We start from the raw sequence: 22,824 nt of genomic DNA on the forward strand, positions 1-22,824 counted from the left end.
CTAGAATGCAAGCATGGCCGCAGCACTCACCTCACACCCTGCTTCCGCCCGTCATGCTCGCAGGACTCGGCGCGCTCGATTTTCGTCACGCGCGCTCGGTCTCGGTGCCGCCGGCATCGCCTTCGCGCTGATTCTAAGCTCCTGCGGCACCTCCCTTCCGGATCCCAACGATACTGCTGAAGCCTGGGCCAGTCAGCTGGCCTCGGACGAGCTCACCGAGGTCGACACGGCGGCCCTGGCTGCCAACTCTTCGGACCTGGATGCGCTCGTCGAAGCACTGGCCCAGCTGGAGTCGTACCCGATGACGGTGACCCTGGACGAGGTCGCGGTCGATGAAGAAGCAGAGGGCACGGACGAAGCCGAAGACGCACCGGCGACCGCAACCGCCACCTACACGGTGACCTGGGACCTCAGCGGTGAGACATCCGAGGAATCTGACCAGTCTGAACCCACCGAGAGCGCCGAGGCATCTGATTCCGCAGAGGCCTCCGCGAAATCCACAGACGAGTGGTCCTACACCGCGGAAACCACCCTGGTGTGGAACGAGGAGGCCGAGGCCTGGCAGCCGCGGCTGACCCCGGAATCGCTGGTGCCCGGGCTGGCTGAAGGCGGCGCCGTCGTCGTCGCTGAGACCGCCTCCGAGCGGGGCCGGATTCTCGACGGCGAGGGCGAACCCATCGTAACCAACCGCCCGGTGCAGCGCATCGGCATCGACAAGGCGCGCATCATGGACGCCCTGCAGATCGAGGGCGAACTCACCGAGGCCCAGCAGACCGAGGCCGAGGAGTTGCTCACCGAATCCGCCACCGCGCTGGCGGAAGTACTCGATCTCGACATCGACATCTTCACCGAGCGCACCCTGGACGCCGGACAGCGGGCCTTCGTCGAGTTCATCACTCTGCGTGCCGACGGTTCCACCGGGATTCCGTCCGAGGAGATCAACCAGATCACCGGGGCCCGAACTATTGAAGACACCCAGATGTTGGCTCCGACCCGTAGCTTTGCCCGCTCCGTCCTGGGCACCTTCGGCGAGCCCTCCGCCGAACAGGTGGAGAATTCCGATGGCACGCTAGAAGCCGGCGTGGCCACCGGGCTCTCGGGACTGCAGGCCACCTTCAATGACGAGCTCTCCGGGACCTCCGGGTTGGAAATCACCGTCGACAACGAGGCCGTATCCGACGACGCCGCGGCATCAGACACGGCGCCCGAGCACGACCCGGTCTCCTTCACCCGCGAGCCCATCGACGGCGCCTCCATCACCACCACGCTGCATCAACAGGTCCAGCAGCTGGCCGAAGACACCCTTGCCGAGTCTGAGGTCCCCGCCGGCCTCGTCGTCGTGCGTCCCTCCGATGGGCACATCCTCGCCGCAGCGGACGGCCCGGAGTCGATGAGCTGGCCAGTGGCGATGTCCGGAAAATACGCGCCCGGCTCTACCTACAAGCTGATCACCGCCCTGGCCATGCTGCGCAACGGGATGACACCCGAGTCCACCGTCAGCTGCCCGGCCACCATCAACACCGACGGCACCGAGATCGGCAACTTCGACGGCTACCCCACCCAGTTCCTCGGGGAGATCACGCTGGCCCAAGCCATCGCCCAGTCCTGCAACACCGTGTTCGTGGGGCAGTGGAACGACATCACCGCCCAACAGGAGTACGACGCCGCGGTGGCACTGGGCCTGGTGGCCGACCCCATCGTCGGATTCGACGGCGCTTTCTTGGGCAGCATCCCCGACGACGCCACCGGCGCCGGGCACGCCGCGAACCTCTTCGGTCAAGGCGTCACTCAGGCCTCGCCGCTGGGGATGGCCACCGTATCTGCTTCCATCGCCGCCGGCTCCACCGTCTCCCCCATCGTGGTGACCGACCCAGAGGTGGATCCCACCGAGAACGAGAACCTGCCCGGTAACACCCCGCTCACCGAGGAGGAAGCCGCCCAGCTGCGCGAGCTGATGGCCGGGCCGGTGAACGAGGGCACCGTGCCGACCCTGCAGCAGGTTCCCGGTGCTCCGGTGCTGGCCAAGACCGGCACCGCCCAGTTCGTCTCCGAGGGCGAGACCCTGGCCCACACCTGGATCACCTCCATCCATGGGGACCTCGCCGTCGCGCTGTTCTTCAACGAGGGCTTCGCCGGATCCCAGACCAACGGCCCGGTCCTGCAAGAGTTTCTCACCGAGCTCGAAGAGATCATCCCCTCCGAGTAATCTGCTCTACTCTGGTAGACGATGACTGAGAATTCTGCCCCCGCCCAACACCCCCACGGCCACAACCCGAACCCGGATCCCGGCCTGTACCGCACCCAGCCGGTGTCCTTCGTCCGCCGCGGCGCCCGGCTGAATCCCGGCCGCCAGGCCGCCTGGGACCGGATGAGCCCGCACGTGGTGCTCAAGGTGCCCCGCGACCGCGCCGATACCTCGGTCGCCCCGAACTCCCACCTGCAACTCGAGCAGGTCTACGGACGCACCGCGCCCCTGGTGGTCGACATCGGCTGCGGGCAGGGCGAGTCCACCCTGGCCGGCGCCCAGGCCCGCCCCGAGGCGAACTTCCTTGCCGTCGAGGTGTACACCCCGGGTGTTGCCGCGCTGCTGTTGGGCATGGAGACCCACGAGCTGGAGAACATCCGCGCCGTACAGGCCAACGCCCCCGAGGTACTGGACCACCTGCTGCCCGAGGCCAGCGCGGACGAGATCTGGATCTTCTTCCCCGACCCCTGGCACAAAGCCCGCCACCACAAGCGCCGCTTGGTCAGCCCCACCCTGGTACCGAAGTTGGAGCGGGTGCTGCGTGACGGCGGCACCCTGCGCCTGGCCACCGACTGGGAGGACTACGCCTGGCAGATGCGTGAGGTGCTCGACGACGCCGCCGCCCTGCGCAATGTTCACGACGGCTTCGCCCCGCGCTTCGACACCCGCCCGCTGACCAGCTTCGAGAACAAGGCCCACCGCGCCGGCCGCGAGATCTTCGACCTCACCTACACCCGCGCTCCTCGCTGACGGGGGACCTTCGCTGAGTCTGGCTGAGCCGACCGGATGAGCCCCGCTCATCTGGGGCTGGTAGCCTTTGTGCTCGTAAACCCGCAGGTAACGACCTGCGTCGCGCGTCATCGCTGAACTCCCCCTCCTCGCACCGCGGAGGTGCTGCGCCCGATGACGCTCGCACGGTACAACGAAGGGACCCCGGTGGCGACGAACCCACCCTCCACACCCGAAGACCAGCAGCCCGAACAAATCCAGCGCCGCACGCACCGCGGCCCGTTGGCCTCGCAGTTGCTGTCCCCGAACCGCGACTCCGCCGTCGGGCTCTACCCGCATGACATCCACCCCGGGCTGGTGCCCGGGATTTCCGTGGATGAGCAGCGCAACCGGTTCGGCATCGACTGGCTGATCTCCGGCGTCGTCGGCGTGCTCATCGTCGGGTTCGTCACCTGGGGCGTCCTCAGCCCCGAATCGGTGGGCACGGCGGCGTCGATCGGCTTCTCCTGGGCCATGGAGAACATCGGCTGGTTGCTGAACCTGACCATGATCCTCGGCGTGTTCGTGATGGTCTACGTCGCGTTCTCCCGGTTCGGGCGCATCCGGCTGGGTAAGGACGACGAAACCCCTGAGTTCTCCCGGTTCTCCTGGATCGCGATGATGTTCGGCGCCGGCATCGGTGTGGGTATCTTCTTCTTCGGACCTTCCGAGCCGTTGGCCTTCTTTCTCGACCCGGCCCCGCACACCGACGCCGCTGCGCAGAACCAGCTCAACGCCATGATTGCGGCCTCCGGTGGCGAAACCGAGGTCAACCGGCAGGCTATCCACCAGGGCATAGCCCAGGCCCACTATCACTGGGGGCTCAACGCCTGGGCGCTCTACGCGCTGGTGGGCGGCGCCCTGGCCTACTCCTCGTACCGCCGCGGCCGGGTGACTCTGCTGTCCTCGGCGTTTCGGTCCATTTTCGGCGCCCAGACCGATGGGGTTCCCGGCAAGATCATCGACATGTTCGCCATCGTCGCCACCCTGTTCGGCACCGCCGCGACCCTGGGACTCTCCGCCATTCAGATCGGGCAGGGCGTGACCATCATCAGCGGGCTCGGTGAGGTCGGCAATGCCGTGCTGATCCTCATCATCGGTATTTTGTCCTTGGGGTTCATCATCTCGGCGGTGTCCGGGGTGGCCCGCGGCATCCGGTATCTCTCCAACATCAATATCACCCTGACCCTCGGGCTGGTGCTGTTCGTGTTCTTCACCGGGCCGCTGCTGTTCCTGCTGAATCTGATCCCCTCCGGCATCATGACCTACGCCGCCGAGTTTGTGACCATGATGGGCAAGTCCCTGTCGTGGGGCCCGGAGACCGTCGAGTTCCAGTCCTGGTGGACTGCCTTCTACTGGGCCTGGTGGATCGCCTGGACCCCGTTCGTGGGCATGTTCATCGCCCGGATTTCCCGAGGCCGGACCCTGCGCGAGTTCACCCTGGCCACCATGGCGGTGCCCACCATGATCCTGATCCTGGCATTCACCGTGTTCGGTGGCACCTCGATTATGAACTCCATCAACGGCGTGGAGGGCTTCGACGGCTCCGCCACCCCAGAGCAAGTGCTGTTCCACATGTTCGACCTGCTGCCGCTCAACGGCGTCACCCCGTACATCCTGATTGTGGTGTTGGCGATCTTCTTCATCACTTCCGCCGACTCCGCCTCCGTAGTGATGGGCACCATGTCTTCGCGCGGGACGCCGTCGCCGAACAAGCTGCTCGTGGTGTTCTGGGGGCTGTGCATGATGGGCATCGCAGTGGTCATGCTGCTCGCCGGTGGTGAGGATGCGCTCTCCGGGCTGCAGAACCTCACGATCCTCATCGCGATGCCGTTCAGTCTGATCCTCATCCTGATGATGGTGGCCTTCCTGAAGGACCTGGCCACCGACCCGGCTGCCATTCGCCACAACTATGCTCGCACCGCCATCAAGAACGCGGTGGTGCGCGGCCTCGAGGAGCACGGCGACGAGTTCGAGCTCCAGGTCCGCCATGCCACCGATGGCCGCGGCGCCGGCGCCGACTTCGACTCCACCGACGAGAAACTCACCGAGTGGTACCAGCGCACCGACGAGGACGGCAACGAGGTCGACTACGACTACGGGACCGGTGAATACGCCGACGGATGGACTCCCGACGATGACGCCTCGGGCACCGAGGACAGCGTCGGCACCGAGTCCACCACCTCGGACGAGGCCGCACCGCAGCGGTAACCCTCCAGAACCACATCGGTCCCGCACTCCCAGATGAGGGGTGCGGGACCGATGTGGTTAACAGGTGGTGATGCGGTGTCTGGTCAGTCGACCGGGAACAGGGAGACCGACAGGGCGCCGGTGTAGGTGCCGGCTTCGGTGTCGACCGGAACCTCGAGCACCAGATCGGCCGCGAGGTCCGAGGTGCCCAGGCGGGTCTCCTCGGTGGCCGAGCCCAGGGTGGCCGGGGCGGCCAGGCCCTCGCCGCCGGCGAGCACGCCGCGGGAAACCTCACCCGGGGTGGCGCTGTTGGTGGTGTCGTTGACGAAGGGTGCCCAGCCGAGGTGGTCAGCCGTGACGGACTCGCCGCTGTCGCCGGCGATGCTCAGGTCGGAGGACTGGCCGGCCATGGCCCAGCCGGCGCCGGTACGACGGGTGTCGGTCACGGACACGGTGGGTAGTTCACCGGTCACGCGCAGCCGGTCACCGGCGTTGCGCTGGTTGCCCAGGGTGGTGGTGCCGTCAGCGATGGAGAGTACCAGCGAACCGGGCGCGTTGTTGTCGTCATCGTCACCGGGCAGACCGGGGATCTCGGCCTCGACCGGGATATCGCCGTCCCCGGGCTCACCGGGCTCGCTCGGCTCGGTACCGGACTCGTCCAGGTTCAGACCGAACACCACCGGGTCGTGGTCCGAGGAGCGATACACGTCGGGGGCGTAGATGTCGTCCTGACGGGGATCGGTGTGGAACCGGGTCTGGTAGTCCAGCACCGAGATCTCGTCCGAGTTGGTGTGCCAGGAGGCCGCACCCGAAATGTGGGGCATGATGTCCTCGTGCGCCATCGCGTAGTCGAGGTACCCCAGTTGGCCGTCGAACACGTAGGAGTAGGCTTCTTCACCCTCGTACTCCTTCTTCAGGTCCACGTAGCCGCCCTCGGTCAGGGTGGTGATCGGGGCCTCATGGTCGTAGGCGTTCAGGTCGCCCATCATCACCGGCTTCGGCAGCTCGGCGTCCACCGCCCAGTCCACCAGGGCCTCAGCGGCGGCGGTGCGCTCGGCGTCGCAGGAGCCCACCAGGTGGGTGTTGTTGTCCTCGGAGCCGCACTCGGAGCCCTTGGACTTCAGGTGGTTGGTGATCACCGTGAACTCGCCGAGCTCCCCGGTCTCCCCGGCCGCGGTGAAGGTCTGCGCCAGCGCCGGACGGTGGCGTGAGGTGTTGAAGCGGGAGTCCACACTGCCGTCGAGCACCTGGTGCGCGCCGGCTGGGGTGACCGCCTCGGGGTCGTACATCATGGCGGTGGTGATCTGATCGGTGCCCAGGCGTCCGGTTTCCAGGGCCACGTAGCGGTCCTCATCCAAGTAGTTGTTCACGCCATCGACGAGATCGCGCAGTGCGACGTCGTTGTTGTTTTCGATCTCCATCAACCCGACGACGTCGGAGCCAAGGTCACCGATCGCCGCAACCAGTTTCGCCTTCTGACGTTCGAACTCTTCGTCGTCCTGCGCGCCGCGGGAATTGAAGGTGGTGAAGTAATTGAGTACGTTGAACGCCGCGACCTGCACGTCACCGCCGACGTCAGGGACCTCGGACTCGCGCGGCACGGTGTTCTCGTAGTCGGCAGCCTCGGTGCGCTGAATCTTCCAGACGCTGTTGCGGAAGTCCATCACACCGGTGAGGTCGCGGAAGGTGTCACCGCCACGGAAGTAGTCCTCGATGCTGAACGGCTCCCCGTTGAGGTGCTCGGCCGGGTAGTAGTTCTGAATTGAATTGCGGTCATCGATGGTGATGCGGTTCGCCTGGTTCGACTCGTAGAGTTCCTGGGCCTCCGCGGATTCCGGGGCGTGGATCGCGGTCGGGGTGAATTGGCGCTCGGGCCCGACGACGACCTCGCCGTAGCGACCGAACTGGTAGGTTTCCAGCACGATGGCCTCGGGGATCGTGACCCGCATGCCTTCGAGGTGCTCGTAGTCCTCCTCGACCGGGAAGCTGATCTCGACCGGGGCGGGCAGCTCGGCGGTGCCGCACTCGGTCATGGTGGTGTTGGAGAGCTGGGTCTGGTTGTCATACTCGCCGGCGCGGCCGGACACCGTGACCAGGGTGCCCTGCTCGGGTGCTTCGGCGTTCGGGTGGTGCACAAACACTGCTTCGCTGGTGGCCAGATCATCGTCCGCCGTCTCGTCGCGCTCTTGGACCCAGAAACCGTTGGAGCCACCCGAAGCGTTGAAGAAGTCGCCGACGACGACCCCGCGCACGGTGACATTCTGATCGTTGAGCGGGGTGGCGGCCCCGGCGCCCTGCACCTCGGAGATCGAGGTGACGTCGGCGTCGCAGACCGCACCGGGTTCGCTCGGCTCATCCGTGGGCTCCGGTTCTGGAGTACCCGCGCCCTCGCCGTTGGCCGTACCGGGGGCGCTCGCCACCTCAAACTCGCCCCGCGGTGCGGCGTCAATGCCGGGCAGTCCGGCGCCGTTGTACGCGTTGGGCACCCACGTGTCGGAACCGTCTGGAACGCGGGAGGCACCGCCGAGCGTGCTCGTGTACCCGTCGAAGTCGGAGGCGGACAGCTCAGTGCCCCAAGCCAGATCCCCAGAGTCGCCGTCGTGCAGACCCACGACGTCGAGCACCTCCACGCCCTGATCGGCCAGCGCGGCGTCGTCCAGCACACCATCCAATTCAGCGTCCATCTGGGTGTTAGACGCCACGGCGCCGTTCACCAGCGCTAGGGTGAGCGAGCCGTTCTGGAAGCCATTCACCGGCACGGTCAGCACACCGCGTCCGTCGTCATCGAACTCCACGTCCGCCAGCGGATAGACATGCACGGCTTTGCCCTGGTTGGAGTTGCCGTCGCCCTCGATCCCCACCACGTGCAGTTCGGCGGTGTCAAAGTTTTCGGGGACCAGGATCTCCGCGAATTCGAGGACATCGGTCCCGGCGGTATCGGTGACGAACTCGTTGATCACCGGTGCATCGGTGAGCGACGCACTGGCCGCAACTTGGATACCGACGAGCGCGGACACTCCGACGGCGGTCGCGGCGAGCCCCGCGATCACGGTGTTTCGGGTGGAAACAGATAAGGGAACAGCCATGGAGGCCTCTCTCCAACAGGGCGAGTGAACGCCGGTGAGCACAACAGCTGTCACCCTAAGAGCCCCGTTTGGCCGGGACCGCACCCCTGCATGAACTCCCGCTTAATTCTGTGTGGCGCCGGCGATGGCCCGCAGACTGACCGTCCCCGGGTCCCGGTAACCGCGCCCACCATGGGTGTCGTGCCCGACGGCGGGGATCAGACCGGATTCCGGTGACGCAGGAGACCCCGCCTGCACGATCTGACCGCCCTGAGCAGTGTCCACGGGCACACGACGGCGTCCGGACAGCACCCGACCCAGCGGTGCCAGCAGGTCCCGGCGGGCACGGATCTCTGTGACCCGTGGGCCGCGGTGGAGACCACGTTCAGACCGTTCTGCCAGCGCCGACACCGTGCCCCACCAATGGTGTGGCGCGCCCACCGATCCGGAGAGCACCAGCGCATCGATCCGGCCCGCCGACGGCACCGTGCGCTCAAGCCGGGTGCGTGACCAGAGCGCCAACAGTCCCAACGCCCGCACCGCCACTGGCACCCCGTACGAATGGGCCTCCAGGCTGCGCCACGGGTCGAGCGCGGTTCCGGCACCCCGCCCAGCGCCCGTGCATTGCCAGAGCAGCAACGTCGTCCACACGTGCTCGGCCAGGCGTTCCCCGGCCCGGGCGGCGATCCGCGAGGAGAGCACCCCCAGCGGCGACGGTGGGTGGTAGCCCTGCCAGCTCAGCACCAGCGGGCGAACCGCCCCCAGATGCCGCTGTTCCCGGTGCAATTGCGCCGCTTCGCGCGCCGCACCCCACGCCGCCTGCGCCGGGCCCATCGCCATGCCCGCGATCTGCCACGTCACCTGGGTGGGCGCGTGCAACTCCCCCACCGCGATCACCACGTGCGGGGTGGCCGAGTCATAGTCGATCAGGGTGCGCGCGGCGTAGTCGGCGTCCATCGAGTCAGGCTTGAGCGCGTGCACGGTGCCATCAAGCACCCGCCGTCGTCGTTCAGGCAGAGTCTCGCGCACGGCCATCTCCGCGCGTAGCGCCCTCAGTGCGACGGCGCTGCGGTGGATCAGCCCGTCCGCCGCCACGTCCGCACCTTCGGAACCCGAGCCACGGGTTCCAAGGCCAGTGCCGGACGTCCCCGGCGGCGGACCGCCTCAGCAGCGGCCCGATCGAGCTCCCGCTCTGCGGCGGAGCCAGTGGTGCCGGCCCGACCAGCCGATCCCTCGCCGGGGGTGGTGAACCGGGTGGTCACGTCCCCGGTGGTCCCGGCCGTGAAGGTGCGTGAGAACCGACCCTGGTCGTGCAGCAAGTTCACCTGGTCCATCAGGTGCGTCACCGTCTGGCGCAACTGATCTACCTCGCCCTCTAGTTCCACAATTCGACGGATCCCTTCCAGGGAGACCCCCTCGCGGGAGAGCACCTGAATCCGGCGCAACCGGTGCAGATCCGCGCGTGAATACCGCCGTTGCCCGCCACCCTGACGCTGCGGCACCACCAGCCCGAGCCGGTCGTACTGGCGCAGAGTCTGCGGGTGCATATCGGCCAGCTCCGCCGCCACCGAAATCACGAAGGTCGGTGTGCTGGCGTCGCTGAAACCGCGGGATTCGAAAGCCACCATCACACTCTGGCTTTCGCTGCCAGTCCCTCACGCGGATCGAAGCTCGACGTCGCCTCGGCCAGCGCTTCCACCGCCGCGCGAGCCTCGTCGCTGAGAGTCTTGGGCACGGCCACCTGCAGCTCCACGAGCAGGTCACCGGGCCCCTTCTTCCCGGGTACGCCGCGGTTCTTCAATCGCAGCACCTTGCCCGACGACGAACCGGCCGGCACCTTCATCCGCACCGGATCCTCCAGGGTCGGTACCTCAATGGTGGCGCCCAGTGCCGCCTCCGCGAAGCTCACCGGCACAGTGATCCGCAGGTTGTTACCCTCTCGGTGGAAGAACGGGTGCTCACGCACCTTCACCGTCACGATCAGGTCCCCGCGACCAGCAGTACCGTGGGAGCCCTTGCCGCGGGCGCGCACCTTCTGGCCATCTTTAATGCCGGCTGGGATGCGCACCTCGATCATCTCGCCGTCAGCCGCGCGCAGCGACACGGTGGTGCCGCGCATCGCCCCGCCAAAGGAGATCGTCGTCGTCGCCGTCCGATCGGGACCCTTCTGCGGTGGTGGGTTGTAGTCGCCCCCGCCGAAGCCACCGAAGCCCCCGAACAGATCGGAGAGATCCGGTCCCCCGCGCTGACCGCCTCCGGCGCGGGGGGCGCGGCCGCCGGTAAACAAGTCACCGAAAACGTCCTCGAAACCTCCGCCCCCGGCACCACCGGCGGGTCCGCCAGGTCCGGGCCCGGTGAAGCGTGCGCCCGAGCCCATGGCGCGAATCGCGTCGTACTGCTGGCGCTCCTCCGGATCGGAGAGCACCGCGTTCGCCTCCGAGATCTCCTTGAACTTCTTCTCCGCGGCCTCATCCCCAATATTCTGGTCCGGGTGGTACTTCCGGGCCAGTTTGCGGTAGGCCTTCTTGATGTCGGCGTCCGAGGCGTCCTTAGAGACACCGAGGGTGGCGTAAAAATCCTTGTCCACCCAATCCTGTGAGGCCATGGTGCCTCCCTTCCTCTCTCGTGTACTCAGCTGTTCGGCAGGCGCTGGTTCGGCACCTGCTCAGCAACCTCAATTCGCTCCGGCCGAGACCATCACCTGGGCGGCACGCAACACCCGCTCGCCGCGGACGTACCCGTTACGGAACACCTGAATAATGTGCTCCTCGGGCACCTCCTCCGACGGCTGACGCAGCATCGCCTCGTGCTGGGCGGGGTTGAACTCGGCCCCGGCCAGTGCCTCTTGGTCGTGGCGCTCCAGCCCATAACCGGTCAGCACCTGCTCCAGCTTCTTCGCGATGGCGGCAAACGGCCCGTCCGTGAGGTCCCCGGCAGTGCGTGCGGCATCGATATCGTCCAGCACCGGCAACAGCGACTCGAGCATCGAGTTCACCGCCTCCTCCTTGGCCACGCTGCGGTCCCGGTCCACGCGACGCCGGTAATTCACAAATTCGGCCTGGAGCCGCTGCAGGTCGGTGCGCAGCTCATCGACGACGGCGCCTGACGCCTCCGCGCCCTCGGATTCCCCTGCACCAGCATCGGCGTCCTCCGCCGCGGCCGCATCCTGGAGGATCTGCTCCGCCTGGCTCACCGCATCCGCGCCGTCTTCCTGGCTTGCCTCACCGGGCTGGCCCGGCTGATCGCGGCGCTTCCCGGTTTCCGGGTCGATCCGGCGCTTGTCGGTGAAGCGCACGTCCTCGCGCGGTTCCTGGGCGTCGTTGGCACCGTCACGGTGCTCATGTGGTTCGTTCGTCATGGTCTCTCCTGTCAGGCACTGTCTGAACTGGCGCTGTCTGGTCTGGGCTGGTCATGGGTGCTGATACCGGCCGGGCCGGCCGCACCCCATCTCCGGGGCACGGCCGGCCCAGAAACCGGATCCTTACTCGGTACGCGCCGAGCGCGGCTCGCTCTCACGAGCCGGTGGCGTCGGTCACTTCTTGGAGTCGTCGTCCTCGTCCACAACCTCGGCGTCGACGATGTCCTCATCCGCGTTCGCACCGGCCTCAGCGCCCTCGGCACCCTCAGCGGACTCCGAAGCGTAGAGGGCCTCACCGATCTTGACCTGAGAGGCCTGCAGCTTCTCGTAAGCCGCCTGCACCTCGTCGTCGTTGTCCTGCTTCTCCAGGGCTGCCTTCAGCGCGTCAACGTCAGCCTGCACCTCGGTCTTGACCTCCTCGGGCAGCTTCTCGTCGTTGTCCTGGAGTAGCTTCTCGACGGAGTAAGCGGACTGCTCGGCGGCGTTGCGGCGCTCGGCAGCCTCACGGCGCTTCTTGTCCTCTTCCGCGTGAGCCTCGGCGTCCTTCACCATGCGATCGATGTCCTCCTCCGACAGCGAGGTGCCACCGGTAATGGTCATCGACTGCTCGGTGCCGGTGCCCTTGTCCTTTGCGGACACGTGGACAATACCGTTGGCGTCGATGTCGAAGGTGACCTCCACCTGGGGCATACCGCGCGGAGCCGGAGCAATACCGGTCAGCTCGAAGGTACCCAGCGGCTTGTTGTCCCGGGTGAACTCGCGCTCGCCCTGGAACACCTGGATCGACACGGAGGGCTGGTTGTCCTCGGCGGTGGTGAAGGTCTCCGAACGCTTGGTCGGGATCGCGGTGTTGCGCTCGATCAGCTTGGTCATCACACCACCCTTGGTTTCGATACCCAGTGACAGCGGGGTGACGTCGATGAGCAGCACGTCCTTGCGCTCACCGGCCAGCACGCCGGCCTGAATAGCAGCGCCCACGGCGACGACCTCGTCCGGGTTCACACCCTTGTTCGGCTCCTTGCCACCGGTGAGCGAAGTGACCAGCTCGGCGACGGCAGGCATACGGGTCGAACCGCCGACCAGCACCACGTGGTCGATATCGGAGACCGACACGCCGGCTTCCTTGATCACGTCGTTGAACGGCTTCTTGGTGCGCTCCAGCAGGTCCTTGGTCAGGTCCTGGAACTTGGCGCGGGAGAGATGCTCGTCCAGGTGCACCGGACCATCGGCGGTCACCGAGAGGTACTGCAGCGAGATGTTGGTCGAGGTGGCCGAGGACAGTTCCTTCTTGGCCTGCTCGGCGGCCTCCTTCAGGCGCTGCAGGGCGATCTTGTCGTTGGATAGGTCCGCACCCTTGGACTTAGCCTGGGCCAGCAGCCAGTTCACGATGGCCTCGTCCCAGTCGTCGCCACCGAGACGGTTGTCACCGGCGGTGGAGCGCACCTGAATGGTGGAGAAGTCGTCCTCGTCCTTGCCGACTTCCAGCAGGGAGACGTCGAAGGTACCGCCGCCGAGGTCGAACACGAGGATCAGCTCGTCTTCCTTACCGCGTTCCAGACCGTAGGCCAGGGCTGCCGCAGTGGGCTCGTTGATGATGCGCGACACCTTCAGGCCAGCAATCTCGCCAGCTTCCTTGGTAGCCTGACGCTCGGCGTCGTTGAAGTACGCGGGAACGGTGATGACGGCTTCGGTCACCTTCTCGCCCAGATACTCCTCGGCGTCGTGCTTCAGCTTCATCAGCGTGCGCGCGGAGATCTCCTGCGCGGTGTATGTCTTGCCGTCCACTTCGGTGGTCCAGTCGGTGCCCATGTGGCGCTTGACCGAGGCGATGGTGCGCTCCGGGTTGTTGACGGCCTGGCGCTTGGCGATGTCGCCGACGAGCACCTCGCCACCCTTGGAGAAGGCGACCACCGACGGGGTAGTGCGCGAACCTTCAGCATTGGCGATGACGGTCGGGTCGCCGCCTTCAAGAACAGAGACGACGGAGTTGGTGGTTCCGAGGTCGATACCCACTGCACGTGACATAGCGATGTTTCCTTTCACTGCTTCGATAGTCCGCACGCTCAGGCAATGGACTCCGCGGGCCTACCCGGCTGCGGCACCTTGAGCGTTCATGACTCAACATGCCACGTCGGAAAACCCTGTGTCAAGAGACCTGAGTCGCACTGACTCAACTTTGTGTCGATGAGTATAACCGCGACCCCGCGAAGTTCATTCCCGACGGCGCACATTCCTCGAAAACCCACCCCTGATCCGACTCCTCCACAGACCCTTGACACGCGCCCTTCATCCAGAGATTCAACCCCTCTTCCCTCAAGGTCTTGCACAGCCGGGCAGACTAGTCGTAGAACTTGCGTACCAGTCATAAGTCAGCAGCAGAGCAAGGAGAGGAGAACGTCATGACGGACACGACGACGGAGCCGATTCGCCCGCCGCACCCGCTCGAAGAATCGGAGAACCTCTTCGAGGAGCATCTCTCCGCCGCCGGAGACGCCCAGCAGTCCACGCGGGAAGAAGAAATCCGGGCGGCACGAGACTTTGCCGCATCACTAGGGCTCAACGATCTGACCCTCGAGCAGAAGGCCGTCGTCCTTGTGGCCCTCAGCGCGGACCTGTCCCAGCAACTCCTCACCGCACCCTCATCCGAGGTCTACACCCACCTCGACCTCATGGAGGCCGCCCCGGACGGCGACCAGGATTGGTCTACCCTCTGGTCCGCCTCACTCGAGGAGCCCGCCCCCACGTCTATCGAGTCAAACGAGCACGGCGTACGCCACGCCCCCGAGTCGGACCGCCTCGATTCCTCCGCGGCTGCACCAAACTCTTCACGCCACGCCACGGCTTGGTTACCAGCCCTCCTGCAGCGCACCTCCACCGCCGGTCAGCTACTGGAAAGCGCCCTCACCTCCATGGCAGCCACCGTGGACCAGGTCTTTGACCGCTCCATGGAGCGCTACGAGCTGCTGGGAGTCCCGGCCGGGCGGCGCTCCTTCCGCGACTCCGCCGCATACCTACGCGACCTCACCGGCCGCACCCGCACGCAGATCCGCGCCTGGACCGAGGTCGCTGAGAAAGTCTGCCCCGGACCCAAGGAACCCAACGGCCACCGGCGCCCGGCTCGCTACACCCACCTTTCGGCAAGCATTCACGACGGCACCCTGCACGTCGACAACGCGACCCTGGTCCTCAAGGCCATGCGCAATGTCGAGAAGTACGCCCAACAGTGCAAGGTCGACCCTGCCACCGCAGAATCCGCCCTTGCTGACGGCGAGCGCCTGCTGGCCAACCGTTCGCGCACGCTGCACGCCGATGGGCTGCGCAAGCTCTGTGACCAGTGGGAGACCTCCACCAAAACCAGCTTGGACCAGGACGGCGTCCCGCCAGACTCCGATGCACCGCATGAGAAGCAGGGACTGTCCTATAAGGGGTACAACGCCGAGGACGACCTCTACCACTGGGGAATGCGCCTGACGCAGATCCAGCACGAGATGCTCCTTGCAGCCACCTCAGCCGCCACCAATCCCCGCTCCCGCCACGCGCAGAAACGGGCCCAAGCCCTCACCAGCCTCTTTGAAGCCTTCCTCGAAGAGCACGGCCTGGACCCAGAAGATCTCATCCAGCCCGACGACGCCGACTCCGCCGACACCAACGATCCTGCCGGCGCCAACCCCTCGTCAGCGGATCCCGTCAGCGATAATTCGACGAATCGCACTGATCTGCCTCCGCAGCCCTCCCCGTCGACAGACCCAGCATCACCCGAAGAGTCCACCCCACCTGGAGTGCCGACTCCACCTCAACCATCCGCCGATGATGCAGATCAACGACTTGGCCAGCACACATTGCCCTTGCCTGACCTCACCGATCCTGCCGAGAATCTGCCCTTCGATCCGCTCGACGAGTCACACCTGCCCGAAATGGGCCATGTCGATCACCCCGCTGCGGTTCGAATGACGCGCCGAGTCAAAGAAGCATTGCAGCTCGAGGCCGTTTTCACGGCACTGCACCACGGAATTTCGGCACTCTCCGGCACACACCTGCTTCCGCGGTCTAATGGCGTATTGCCCAGACTGACCATCCTGATGGACTACGCCACCCTGCATCGGTCATTGACAGCAGATTCAGAGACGACGCGGGGCGAACCTCACCTGGCCTCGCAAGGACCGCCGGTATCCACCGCACTATTCAGCGGCCACATCAATCCGCGAAATATTCGACACCTAGCTTGTGATGCCGAAATTCTGCCCGTCGTGATGGACGGCAAAAACGCCGTGCTCGACCAGGGCCGACATTTGCGCAACGCCACCGAGGCACAGCGCACCGCACTTCAAGCACGCGATCGGGGTTGCGCCGCGCCCGGATGTACCATGACCGCCGCATGGTGCCAGCCACACCACGTCACCCCCTGGGTCGATGGTGGAGAGACCGACCTCGACAATCTCGTCCTACTCTGCCCCGGGTGCCACCGAGCGACCCATGACGGTCGCTGGACGATCACCATCAAGGACGGCACACCCTGGTTCACACCAGCCAGCTACGTCGACCTCAATCAAACTCCACGGCGCAACGATCTTTGGCACACCAATAGCTGAACGACCCCGCGCAATCTTCGACGTGAAGAATCAGCATTCCAACGCCAACCCAATCTCAAATTCGACAGCATCACCGCCGTTCAGAGAGTTAGGAGAGCCTAGGCAAACAGCCGGATCCGGGTGTTATTTTGATCCACTCAAAATACAGTTAGGATAGGCTCCTATTGCTTGCGGGGCCTGAGGTGGGGTGCTTGAATTAGATGCGTAAGGAGATGAAAGTTGAATAGTTCATCCGATATTCGACTCAGCGTCACCTTTCAATTCGCACCCTCGTGGAAGGAATGATCATGGCTGACAACGCAAGCTACACCGTACCTGGACTAGATCTCGAAGACGGCCGTCGTGTCGCCGACGTTCTGCAGAACCGACTTCACGCACTGAACGACCTGCAACTGACCCTGAAGCACGCTCACTGGAACGTGGTCGGCCGCGATTTCATCTCCGTGCATGAAATGCTGGACCCTGAGGTGGATCGTGTCCGCGATTTCGCAGACACCACCGCCGAGCGCATCGCCACCATGGGCGTCTCCCCGAAGGGAACCCCCGGCGCTATCGTCACCGATCGCACCTGGGATGACTACGCTCTGGGTCGCGCCTCCACGCTGGCTCACATCTCGGCACTAGACAAGGTCTACACCGACGTCATCGCCGATCACCGTAACGCCATTGCCGAAGTAGGCAAGGTGGACCCGATCGCCGAGGACATCCTGATCGAGCAGACTCGCGCTCTGGAACTGTTCCAGTGGTTCCTGCGCTCGTTCATCACCGACGCCGGTGGCGAGCTCTCCCATGTGGAGTCCTGAGCCTTCCGATAATACGCGCTCAGCGCATCGACCGCACTCACACCGCGGACGATGAAGCAATAGCCCCGTTCACTGAATGGGGCTATTGCCGTACCCGAAACGTAGCCGGGAGCTAGCATGGTGCCCATGTCTGCTGTGCGTCGCCCCCTGCTCGTCGGCGTCGATGGTCGCTCCGGGGCGGGGAAAACTCAGCTCGTTGCCCGGCTGCGCCACCGACTCCAGGAGCGCGGCCACGTCGTCGTCGTGTTCTCACTCGATGAGATCTACCCCGGATGGGACGGGCTGGCCGCCGGCGTCAAGCAATACGCCCACTCGATCTTGCCGCAGCTGACGTCCGGACGCCCGGTTCAGTATCGACGCTGGGATTGGTACGCGCGGGACCCCGGGGCCGGTGTTGGTGGTGCCCTCGGTCCCGCAGTGACTTTGCCGAGCGGGGACATTGTGCTGTGTGAAGGGGTGGGTGCGACCGCCGCGGAGGCCCGCCGATGGCTGGATCTGGCCGTCTGGGTGGAGGCGCCGGAGAGGCTGCGCCAGCGCCGAGCTCTGAAGCGCGACGGCGACACCTACCGCGGGCACTGGCAACAGTGGGCGGACCAGGAGGAACAGCTCTTCCACGACAGCGCGGGGAACGGCCAGCGCGCGCCCGGGCACGACGTCGTCGTCGACACCGCGGAACCATGTGCCACCCCAGATTCGAAACCGGACAGACCCGAAACGGATCCGGGGGAACCGCAACCGAATGAGGGCAGCGATGAGGCGGTGGCCGTGCTGGTGCGGCGGATCGAGGCGTTACTGCAGGGCTGAGGTGAGGCGGAAGACATTGTCCAGCCAGCGCTTGTGGCGCGGCCGCTTCAGCCACTCTTCCAGGGTAAGCTCCTCACACTGATCACGGTAACTGCGGATGATCTCGTTGACATCGCGGACCACGTCCTCGTCGGCCACCAGCACGGAGACCTCCATGTTCAATGAGAACGAGCGCATATCCATGTTGGAGGACCCGATCATCGCCACTTCGTCGTCGATAGTGAACAGCTTCGAATGCAGTACGTCGGGGTCGGGGTAGCGGAAGATGCGAATGCCGGCGCGCAGTAACTGCCGGTAGTAGGACTGTTGGGCGTGGTGCACCATGAACTGGTCGGCCTTGCGGCAGACGATCAACTCGACGTCGATCCCGCGCTGGGCGGCACCGGTGAGCGCGTAGAGCATCGAATCGTCGGGCACCAGATAGGGCGAAACCACGGTGAGGGACTGCTCGGCGTTGTAAAAAAGGTGGTTGAACGCGCGCAGGTTATTTTCGGTGGCGAACCCCGGCCCCGAGGGGATCACCTGGGCGATCGCCCCCTCATGGTCGTAAAATTCTTCATCGGTGACCCCACGCAGCACCTCATCCAGGTGCTCCCCGGTCTCTGAATACCAGTCGGTGGCGAACACCAAGTCCAGGCTGGCCACCGTGGGGCCGGTGACCCGGGCCATCACGTCGACCCATTCGCGGCCCATGTTCCACGACGACGGGCGCTTGTACCCGGGCTCGATCAGGTTGAGGGACCCGGTGTAGGCCACTTCGCCGTCCACAATGAGCATCTTGCGGTGATTGCGCAGATCCGGGCGCTGGTATTTCCCACGCCAGGGCTGGAAGGGCATGGCCAGGTGGAATTCGATGCCGGAACCGCGCAGCCGGCGCAGCATTTTCCGGTAGCCTTTCACCCGCAGGGACGCGATGTGGTCGAACAGCAGCCGCACCTTCACGCCGCGCTGCTGGGCCCGCTCCATGGCCTCAATCACGACGTCGGCGTAGCCTTTCCGCCCCTCCGGATCCACCGCCATGATGTAGAACATCACGTGCACGTAGTCTGCGGCCTGGTCGATGTCCGCGGCCATGCGGGCCAGGCACTCACGGTAGTCGGTAATCATTTCGAAGCGATTGCCGTCGAGCATCGGGAATCCGGTGAGCGCGCGGGTCAGATTCGCCGATGCCTCCACGTATTCGGGCGCCTCGCCCAGCTGGTGCGGCAGTTCCAAGTGGCGGGTGGCGCGGGTGAGCTCATCGGTGACGGCGTCCTGGCGGGCCCGGCGTTGGCCCCCGAGCCGGGCAGTGCCCAGCAACAGGAACAGCAACAACCCGGGCAGGGGCATGATGAAGATGACCAGCAGCCAGGCCATGGCGACGGAGGGACGACGATTTCCGGGCACGATGCCCAGCAGGGCGAGCCGGATGATGATGTCGATCGTCCAGATCAGCACCGTCACCCAGGTAGGCAGGGCCGCCAGGGCGGTCAGGTCATCGAATGGAGAGAGCACCCTCTCATTCTAGGGGGCGCCGCAACGGGGCCGGGCTGACGAAGTCCAAGAGCTGATCGACCCACTGGCTCGACGTCGGTTCGGCAAACATCAGGCGCAACAGCAGCGAACCGGCCAGCAGTTCGGCCAGGAACTCCGGCGGACCGGCCAGGGTGCCGGGGTGACGCTGATCATGGGCGATGAACCGCCGCTCCAGCGCCTCGCGCATTGGCATCACCAACCATTCGTGGACGGCGGCGGAGCGTTCGCTGCCCCCGGCCAGCGCCACAAGCACGGCCTGAGTCAGGGAGGCGTCAGCCTCGCAGGCGATGGATTCGCGCATGGCGTCGAGCCAGGCACGCAGGTCGGCGCGCAGGTCATCGCGGCCTTCGCCACTGTGCTGCATGATCGGCAAACCGCCCGGAAAATACCCGGTAGACAGGGCCTCGACGACGACTTCCGACTTGGAGCTCCACCACCGGTACACCGTCTGTTTGGAGACTTCGGCCCGGACGGCGATGCCTTCCATCGTCATCGCGGTAAAGCCCTGCTCTTCGAGCAGTTCGACCGCCGCACGCAACACCGCCTCCTGGGAGGCACGGCTGCGCGGTCGGCCCCGCATGTTTTTCCTCACATCTGCTCCTGGTGGGTGGGTTAGTGACTGGGCTGGGGTCTGCGCTGGGGGCTGGGTGGCGGCTGGCTAGCGGCTCAGTTGCGTCATCGTGTCGCTATTTCGTCACCCCTCGCGCATTTCGAGACGGTGCGTCCACTATAGTACGCTGAGTGCGGCGTCACTGTGTTTTACTTCCCAGTCATGCCCCGCGCACTCACGCCGATGCACCGACCATCACCGACCACACTGTGAAGGACATCATGGCCAAACTGCTCTATCGACTCGGATTCGCCTCCGCGAAGCGCCCCTGGGTCGCCCTTGTTTCCTGGCTGGTCGCCCTGGGACTCGCTGTCGGCGGCTTCTTGGCCTTTGGTGGCACGCTTTCCTCCACCGTGACCATTCCCAACACCCCGACGGCGCAGGTCACGGACCGGTTGGCCGAGGAATTCCCGGACGCGTCCAAGGGCAGCGGCGGCATCATCTTCCAGACTGAGGACGGCTCCGAGTTCACGGACGATCAGCGCGACCAGATCGACGCACTGCTGGATGAGGTCTCAGCCATGGAGGGCATCGACTCCACGGTGTCCCCGTTCGCCACCGAGGCGGAGCTGGAGAATCAGCGCCAAGAGCTGGCCGATGGCCGCGATCAGGTGGAGCAAGGCCGGGAGCAAGCCGAATCCGGGCGCGAACAGCTGGAGCAAGCCACCGCGCAGCTGGATGCCGCTGAGGCAGAACTCGACGCCGGCCAGGAACAGCTCGACGCCGGACGCGCTCAGGCGGAAGCCGCGGGCATGCCGGAGGCGGCCATGGCCCAGTTCGACCAGCAGCAACAACAGCTCGACGCCGGACGCGAGGACATCGAGTCCTCCCGCGCGGAGATCGCGGAACAGGAAGAGGCCCTCGAGCAGGGTCTCACCGACGCGGCCGAGGGTGAGGAAGCCCTTGACCTGGGCGAACGCTTACTGGCGCTCACCGAGGATTACTCCCTCGTCTCTGAGGACGGTTCCACCGCCGAGGGCACCGTGATGTTCACGGCCGCCTCCACCGACGTCGATTCTGACACCAGTGACGCCCTGACGTCCGCCCTGGATGAGGCGGATATCGAGGGCGTGGAGATCCTGCCGAGCCAGGCCATCTCGCAGTCCATGCCGCAGATCATCGGGGTGGGTGAGGTGATCGGTCTGATCGTCGCCGCCATCGTGCTGGTGATCATGCTCGGCACCTTCGTCACCGCCGGGCTGCCGTTGCTCAACGCGCTGATCGGTGTGGGCGTGGGCGCCGTGGGTGCGCTGGCGTTCTCCTCCGCGGTGGAGATGATGTCGGTGACGCCGGTGCTGGGCATCATGCTCGGCCTCGCCGTCGGTATCGACTACGCGCTGTTCATTGTGAACCGGCACCGCCGCCAGCTGAAGTCGGGGCTCTCGGTGCTGGAATCGGCCGGGCTGGCCAACGGTACCTCCGGCAACGCCGTCGTGTTCGCCGGCACCACCGTGGTGATCGCCCTGGCCGCGCTGAACATCACCGGGATTCCGTTCCTGGGTCTGATGGGCACCGTGGGCGCTGCTTGCGTTGCCATCGCCGTGTTGGTCGCCATCACCCTGACTCCGGCGCTGTTGGGTTGGATCGGGCATCGGGCGCTGTCCCGCACCGAGCGCAAGGTGTTGGCCGAGCGCACCTCCTCCGGCGAACACACTGCGTACTCTGCCGCCACCAAGAAGGCTATTCAACGCGAACAGGTCGAGGTCAAGCCCATGTCGACGGCGCGCGCCGTGCTGACCACCCTGGGGACCGTGGCCCTGCTGGCGGTCATCGCGCTGCCGTTCTTCGACATGCGGCTCGGCCTGCCCGACGGCTCCTCCGAGCCCGAGGATTCGGCGTCGTACCAGTCGTACGTGGCCACCGCGGAGGCCTTCGGTGAAGGACGCAACGGCCCGCTGGTGGTCACCGTGGACCTGCCCGAGGAGGCCGCGGGCGACGAAAACGCGATTCTGTCAGAACAAGCGACGATCGGTGAGCAGCTCGGCGAGCTGGACCATGTGGCCGCCGTCGTGCCCGCAGCAGTGAACGACGACGAGACCATCGCGATGTTCCAGGTGATCCCGGAGGAGGGCCCGAACGCGGTCTCCACCGAGGAACTGATCCATACCCTGCGGGACACCACCCCGGATACCGAGTCCACCCACCTGTCGGTGGCGGGCATGACCTCAGGCTTTATCGATGTGTCGGAGGCGCTCTCGGAGGCGCTGCCGACCTACCTCGGCGTCGTCGTCGGGCTCTCGCTGATCATCATGGTGCTGGTATTCCGCTCCATCCTGGTGCCGCTGATCGCCACGGGCGGGTTCGTGCTCTCCGTGTTCGCCGCGATGGGCGGTGTGGTCGCGATCTACCAGTGGGGCTGGCTGGGCGAGATCTTCGGGGTGCACTCCCCCGGTCCGGTGCTCAGTTTCCTGCCGACCATCATGATCGGTGTGCTTTTCGGGCTGGCGATGGACTATCAGCTGTTCATTGCCTCCGGAATGCGCGAGGCCTACGCCCACGGTTCGCCGGCACGGCTGGCGGTGCAGGAGGGCTTCCGTGCCGGACGCGCTGTGGTGGCCGCGGCCGCCATCATCATGATCTCGGTATTCGGAGGGTTTATCTTCGCCCATGACGCGATGATCCGGCCGATGGGCTTCGGTCTGGCCTTCGGTGTACTGCTGGATGCGTTCGTGGTGCGTATGGTGCTGATGCCGGCGCTGATGCATCTGCTGGGCAACTCCGCGTGGTGGCTGCCGAAGTGGCTGGACAAGATCATGCCCAACGTCGACGTCGAAGGGGCGGAGCTGGAGCGCGACCACCCCGGATTGGCCGGTGCCGATCCGCAGCAGGTCGAGGTGGTGAGCACCGACCGGACGTGATGCTCCACGGTTGACTCAG

General features: G+C 65.7%; 15 protein-coding genes. 7 read left to right on the forward strand and 8 right to left on the reverse strand.

Translation table 11 applies throughout. From position 1 onward, the window contains the following. Nucleotides 1-13: 13 nt before the first annotated feature. The 3 genes from P8192_RS11685 to P8192_RS11695 all read left to right on the forward strand — a co-directional run bounded on the left by P8192_RS11685 (nt 14) and on the right by P8192_RS11695 (nt 5,224). Nucleotides 14-2,206: a penicillin-binding transpeptidase domain-containing protein gene (locus tag P8192_RS11685; RefSeq protein ID WP_278157211.1), complete on the forward strand. Its 2,193-nt coding sequence runs from the start codon at nt 14-16 to the stop codon at nt 2,204-2,206. Between the two features lie 21 nt (nt 2,207-2,227). Next, complete coding sequence (gene trmB, locus P8192_RS11690; RefSeq protein ID WP_278157212.1) at nt 2,228-2,995, forward strand: tRNA (guanosine(46)-N7)-methyltransferase TrmB; 768 nt, start codon at nt 2,228-2,230, stop codon at nt 2,993-2,995. A 153-nt stretch (nt 2,996-3,148) separates the two neighbouring features. Continuing rightward, nucleotides 3,149-5,224, forward strand: a complete 2,076-nt coding sequence (locus P8192_RS11695) for a BCCT family transporter (RefSeq protein WP_278157213.1) — start codon at nt 3,149-3,151, stop codon at nt 5,222-5,224. An 83-nt stretch (nt 5,225-5,307) separates the two neighbouring features. On the opposite strand, the gene P8192_RS11700 is transcribed toward P8192_RS11695, so the two are convergent. The 6 genes from P8192_RS11700 to dnaK all read right to left on the reverse strand — a co-directional run bounded on the left by P8192_RS11700 (nt 5,308) and on the right by dnaK (nt 13,651). Then, nucleotides 5,308-8,289, reverse strand: coding sequence for an ExeM/NucH family extracellular endonuclease (locus P8192_RS11700; protein WP_278157214.1), 2,982 nt, complete (start codon nt 8,287-8,289; stop codon nt 5,308-5,310). Nucleotides 8,290-8,391: 102 nt separating this feature from the next. Further along, complete coding sequence (locus tag P8192_RS11705; RefSeq protein ID WP_278157215.1) at nt 8,392-9,363, reverse strand: hypothetical protein; 972 nt, start codon at nt 9,361-9,363, stop codon at nt 8,392-8,394. Then, nucleotides 9,345-9,896: a heat shock protein transcriptional repressor HspR gene (locus P8192_RS11710; RefSeq protein ID WP_278157216.1), complete on the reverse strand. Its 552-nt coding sequence runs from the start codon at nt 9,894-9,896 to the stop codon at nt 9,345-9,347. The genes P8192_RS11705 and P8192_RS11710 overlap by 19 nt, the downstream gene beginning before the upstream one ends. Beyond that, entirely contained in the window at nt 9,896-10,873 is a 978-nt protein-coding gene (locus P8192_RS11715; protein WP_278157217.1) for a DnaJ C-terminal domain-containing protein, read from the reverse strand. Before P8192_RS11715 ends, P8192_RS11710 begins: the two co-directional genes overlap by 1 nt. 69 nt (nt 10,874-10,942) lie before the next feature. Continuing rightward, the gene (locus P8192_RS11720) at nt 10,943-11,626 is read right to left on the reverse strand and encodes a nucleotide exchange factor GrpE (protein WP_278157218.1); all 684 of its coding nucleotides are present in this window, start codon (nt 11,624-11,626) and stop codon (nt 10,943-10,945) included. Between the two features lie 174 nt (nt 11,627-11,800). Beyond that, a complete protein-coding gene (gene dnaK, locus P8192_RS11725) occupies nt 11,801-13,651 on the reverse strand; it encodes a molecular chaperone DnaK (protein ID WP_278157219.1) in 1,851 nt (616 codons plus the stop codon). Between the two features lie 374 nt (nt 13,652-14,025). Here dnaK and P8192_RS11730 point away from each other — a divergent pair, with 374 nt between their 5' ends. The 3 genes from P8192_RS11730 to P8192_RS11740 all read left to right on the forward strand — a co-directional run bounded on the left by P8192_RS11730 (nt 14,026) and on the right by P8192_RS11740 (nt 17,822). Beyond that, nucleotides 14,026-16,215, forward strand: a complete 2,190-nt coding sequence (locus P8192_RS11730) for an HNH endonuclease signature motif containing protein (RefSeq protein WP_278157220.1) — start codon at nt 14,026-14,028, stop codon at nt 16,213-16,215. A 281-nt stretch (nt 16,216-16,496) separates the two neighbouring features. Next, nucleotides 16,497-17,018, forward strand: a complete 522-nt coding sequence (locus P8192_RS11735; RefSeq protein ID WP_278157221.1) for a Dps family protein — start codon at nt 16,497-16,499, stop codon at nt 17,016-17,018. 126 nt (nt 17,019-17,144) lie between these two features. Continuing rightward, entirely contained in the window at nt 17,145-17,822 is a 678-nt protein-coding gene (locus tag P8192_RS11740; RefSeq protein ID WP_278157222.1) for a hypothetical protein, read from the forward strand. Here the strand turns inward: P8192_RS11740 and cls are convergent. After that, complete coding sequence (cls, locus tag P8192_RS11745; protein WP_278157223.1) at nt 17,808-19,316, reverse strand: cardiolipin synthase; 1,509 nt, start codon at nt 19,314-19,316, stop codon at nt 17,808-17,810. The genes P8192_RS11740 and cls overlap by 15 nt on opposite strands. 4 nt (nt 19,317-19,320) lie before the next feature. Next, nucleotides 19,321-19,929: a TetR/AcrR family transcriptional regulator gene (locus P8192_RS11750; RefSeq protein WP_278157224.1), complete on the reverse strand. Its 609-nt coding sequence runs from the start codon at nt 19,927-19,929 to the stop codon at nt 19,321-19,323. Between the two features lie 239 nt (nt 19,930-20,168). Between P8192_RS11750 and P8192_RS11755 the strand changes: the two genes are divergently transcribed. Continuing rightward, on the forward strand, nt 20,169-22,805 hold the full coding sequence (locus tag P8192_RS11755; protein WP_278157225.1) for an MMPL family transporter: 2,637 nt from the start codon (nt 20,169-20,171) through the stop codon (nt 22,803-22,805). Nucleotides 22,806-22,824: the final 19 nt, after the last annotated feature.

It is taken from the genome of Citricoccus muralis (assembly GCF_029637705.1).
Taxonomy (GTDB): domain Bacteria; phylum Actinomycetota; class Actinomycetes; order Actinomycetales; family Micrococcaceae; genus CmP2.

Coding starts and splice junctions, on each gene's coding strand:
- P8192_RS11700 (WP_278157214.1), bottom strand. CDS start 8,289: ATGGCTGTTCCCTTATCTGTTTCCACCCGAAACACCGTGATCGCGGGG.
- P8192_RS11735 (WP_278157221.1), top strand. CDS start 16,497: ATGATCATGGCTGACAACGCAAGCTACACCGTACCTGGACTAGATCTC.
- P8192_RS11695 (WP_278157213.1), top strand. CDS start 3,149: ATGACGCTCGCACGGTACAACGAAGGGACCCCGGTGGCGACGAACCCA.
- P8192_RS11730 (WP_278157220.1), top strand. CDS start 14,026: ATGACGGACACGACGACGGAGCCGATTCGCCCGCCGCACCCGCTCGAA.
- P8192_RS11720 (WP_278157218.1), bottom strand. CDS start 11,626: ATGACGAACGAACCACATGAGCACCGTGACGGTGCCAACGACGCCCAG.
- P8192_RS11710 (WP_278157216.1), bottom strand. CDS start 9,896: ATGGTGGCTTTCGAATCCCGCGGTTTCAGCGACGCCAGCACACCGACC.
- P8192_RS11715 (WP_278157217.1), bottom strand. CDS start 10,873: ATGGCCTCACAGGATTGGGTGGACAAGGATTTTTACGCCACCCTCGGT.
- dnaK (WP_278157219.1), bottom strand. CDS start 13,651: ATGTCACGTGCAGTGGGTATCGACCTCGGAACCACCAACTCCGTCGTC.
- trmB (WP_278157212.1), top strand. CDS start 2,228: ATGACTGAGAATTCTGCCCCCGCCCAACACCCCCACGGCCACAACCCG.
- P8192_RS11755 (WP_278157225.1), top strand. CDS start 20,169: ATGGCCAAACTGCTCTATCGACTCGGATTCGCCTCCGCGAAGCGCCCC.
- P8192_RS11685 (WP_278157211.1), top strand. CDS start 14: ATGGCCGCAGCACTCACCTCACACCCTGCTTCCGCCCGTCATGCTCGC.
- P8192_RS11740 (WP_278157222.1), top strand. CDS start 17,145: ATGTCTGCTGTGCGTCGCCCCCTGCTCGTCGGCGTCGATGGTCGCTCC.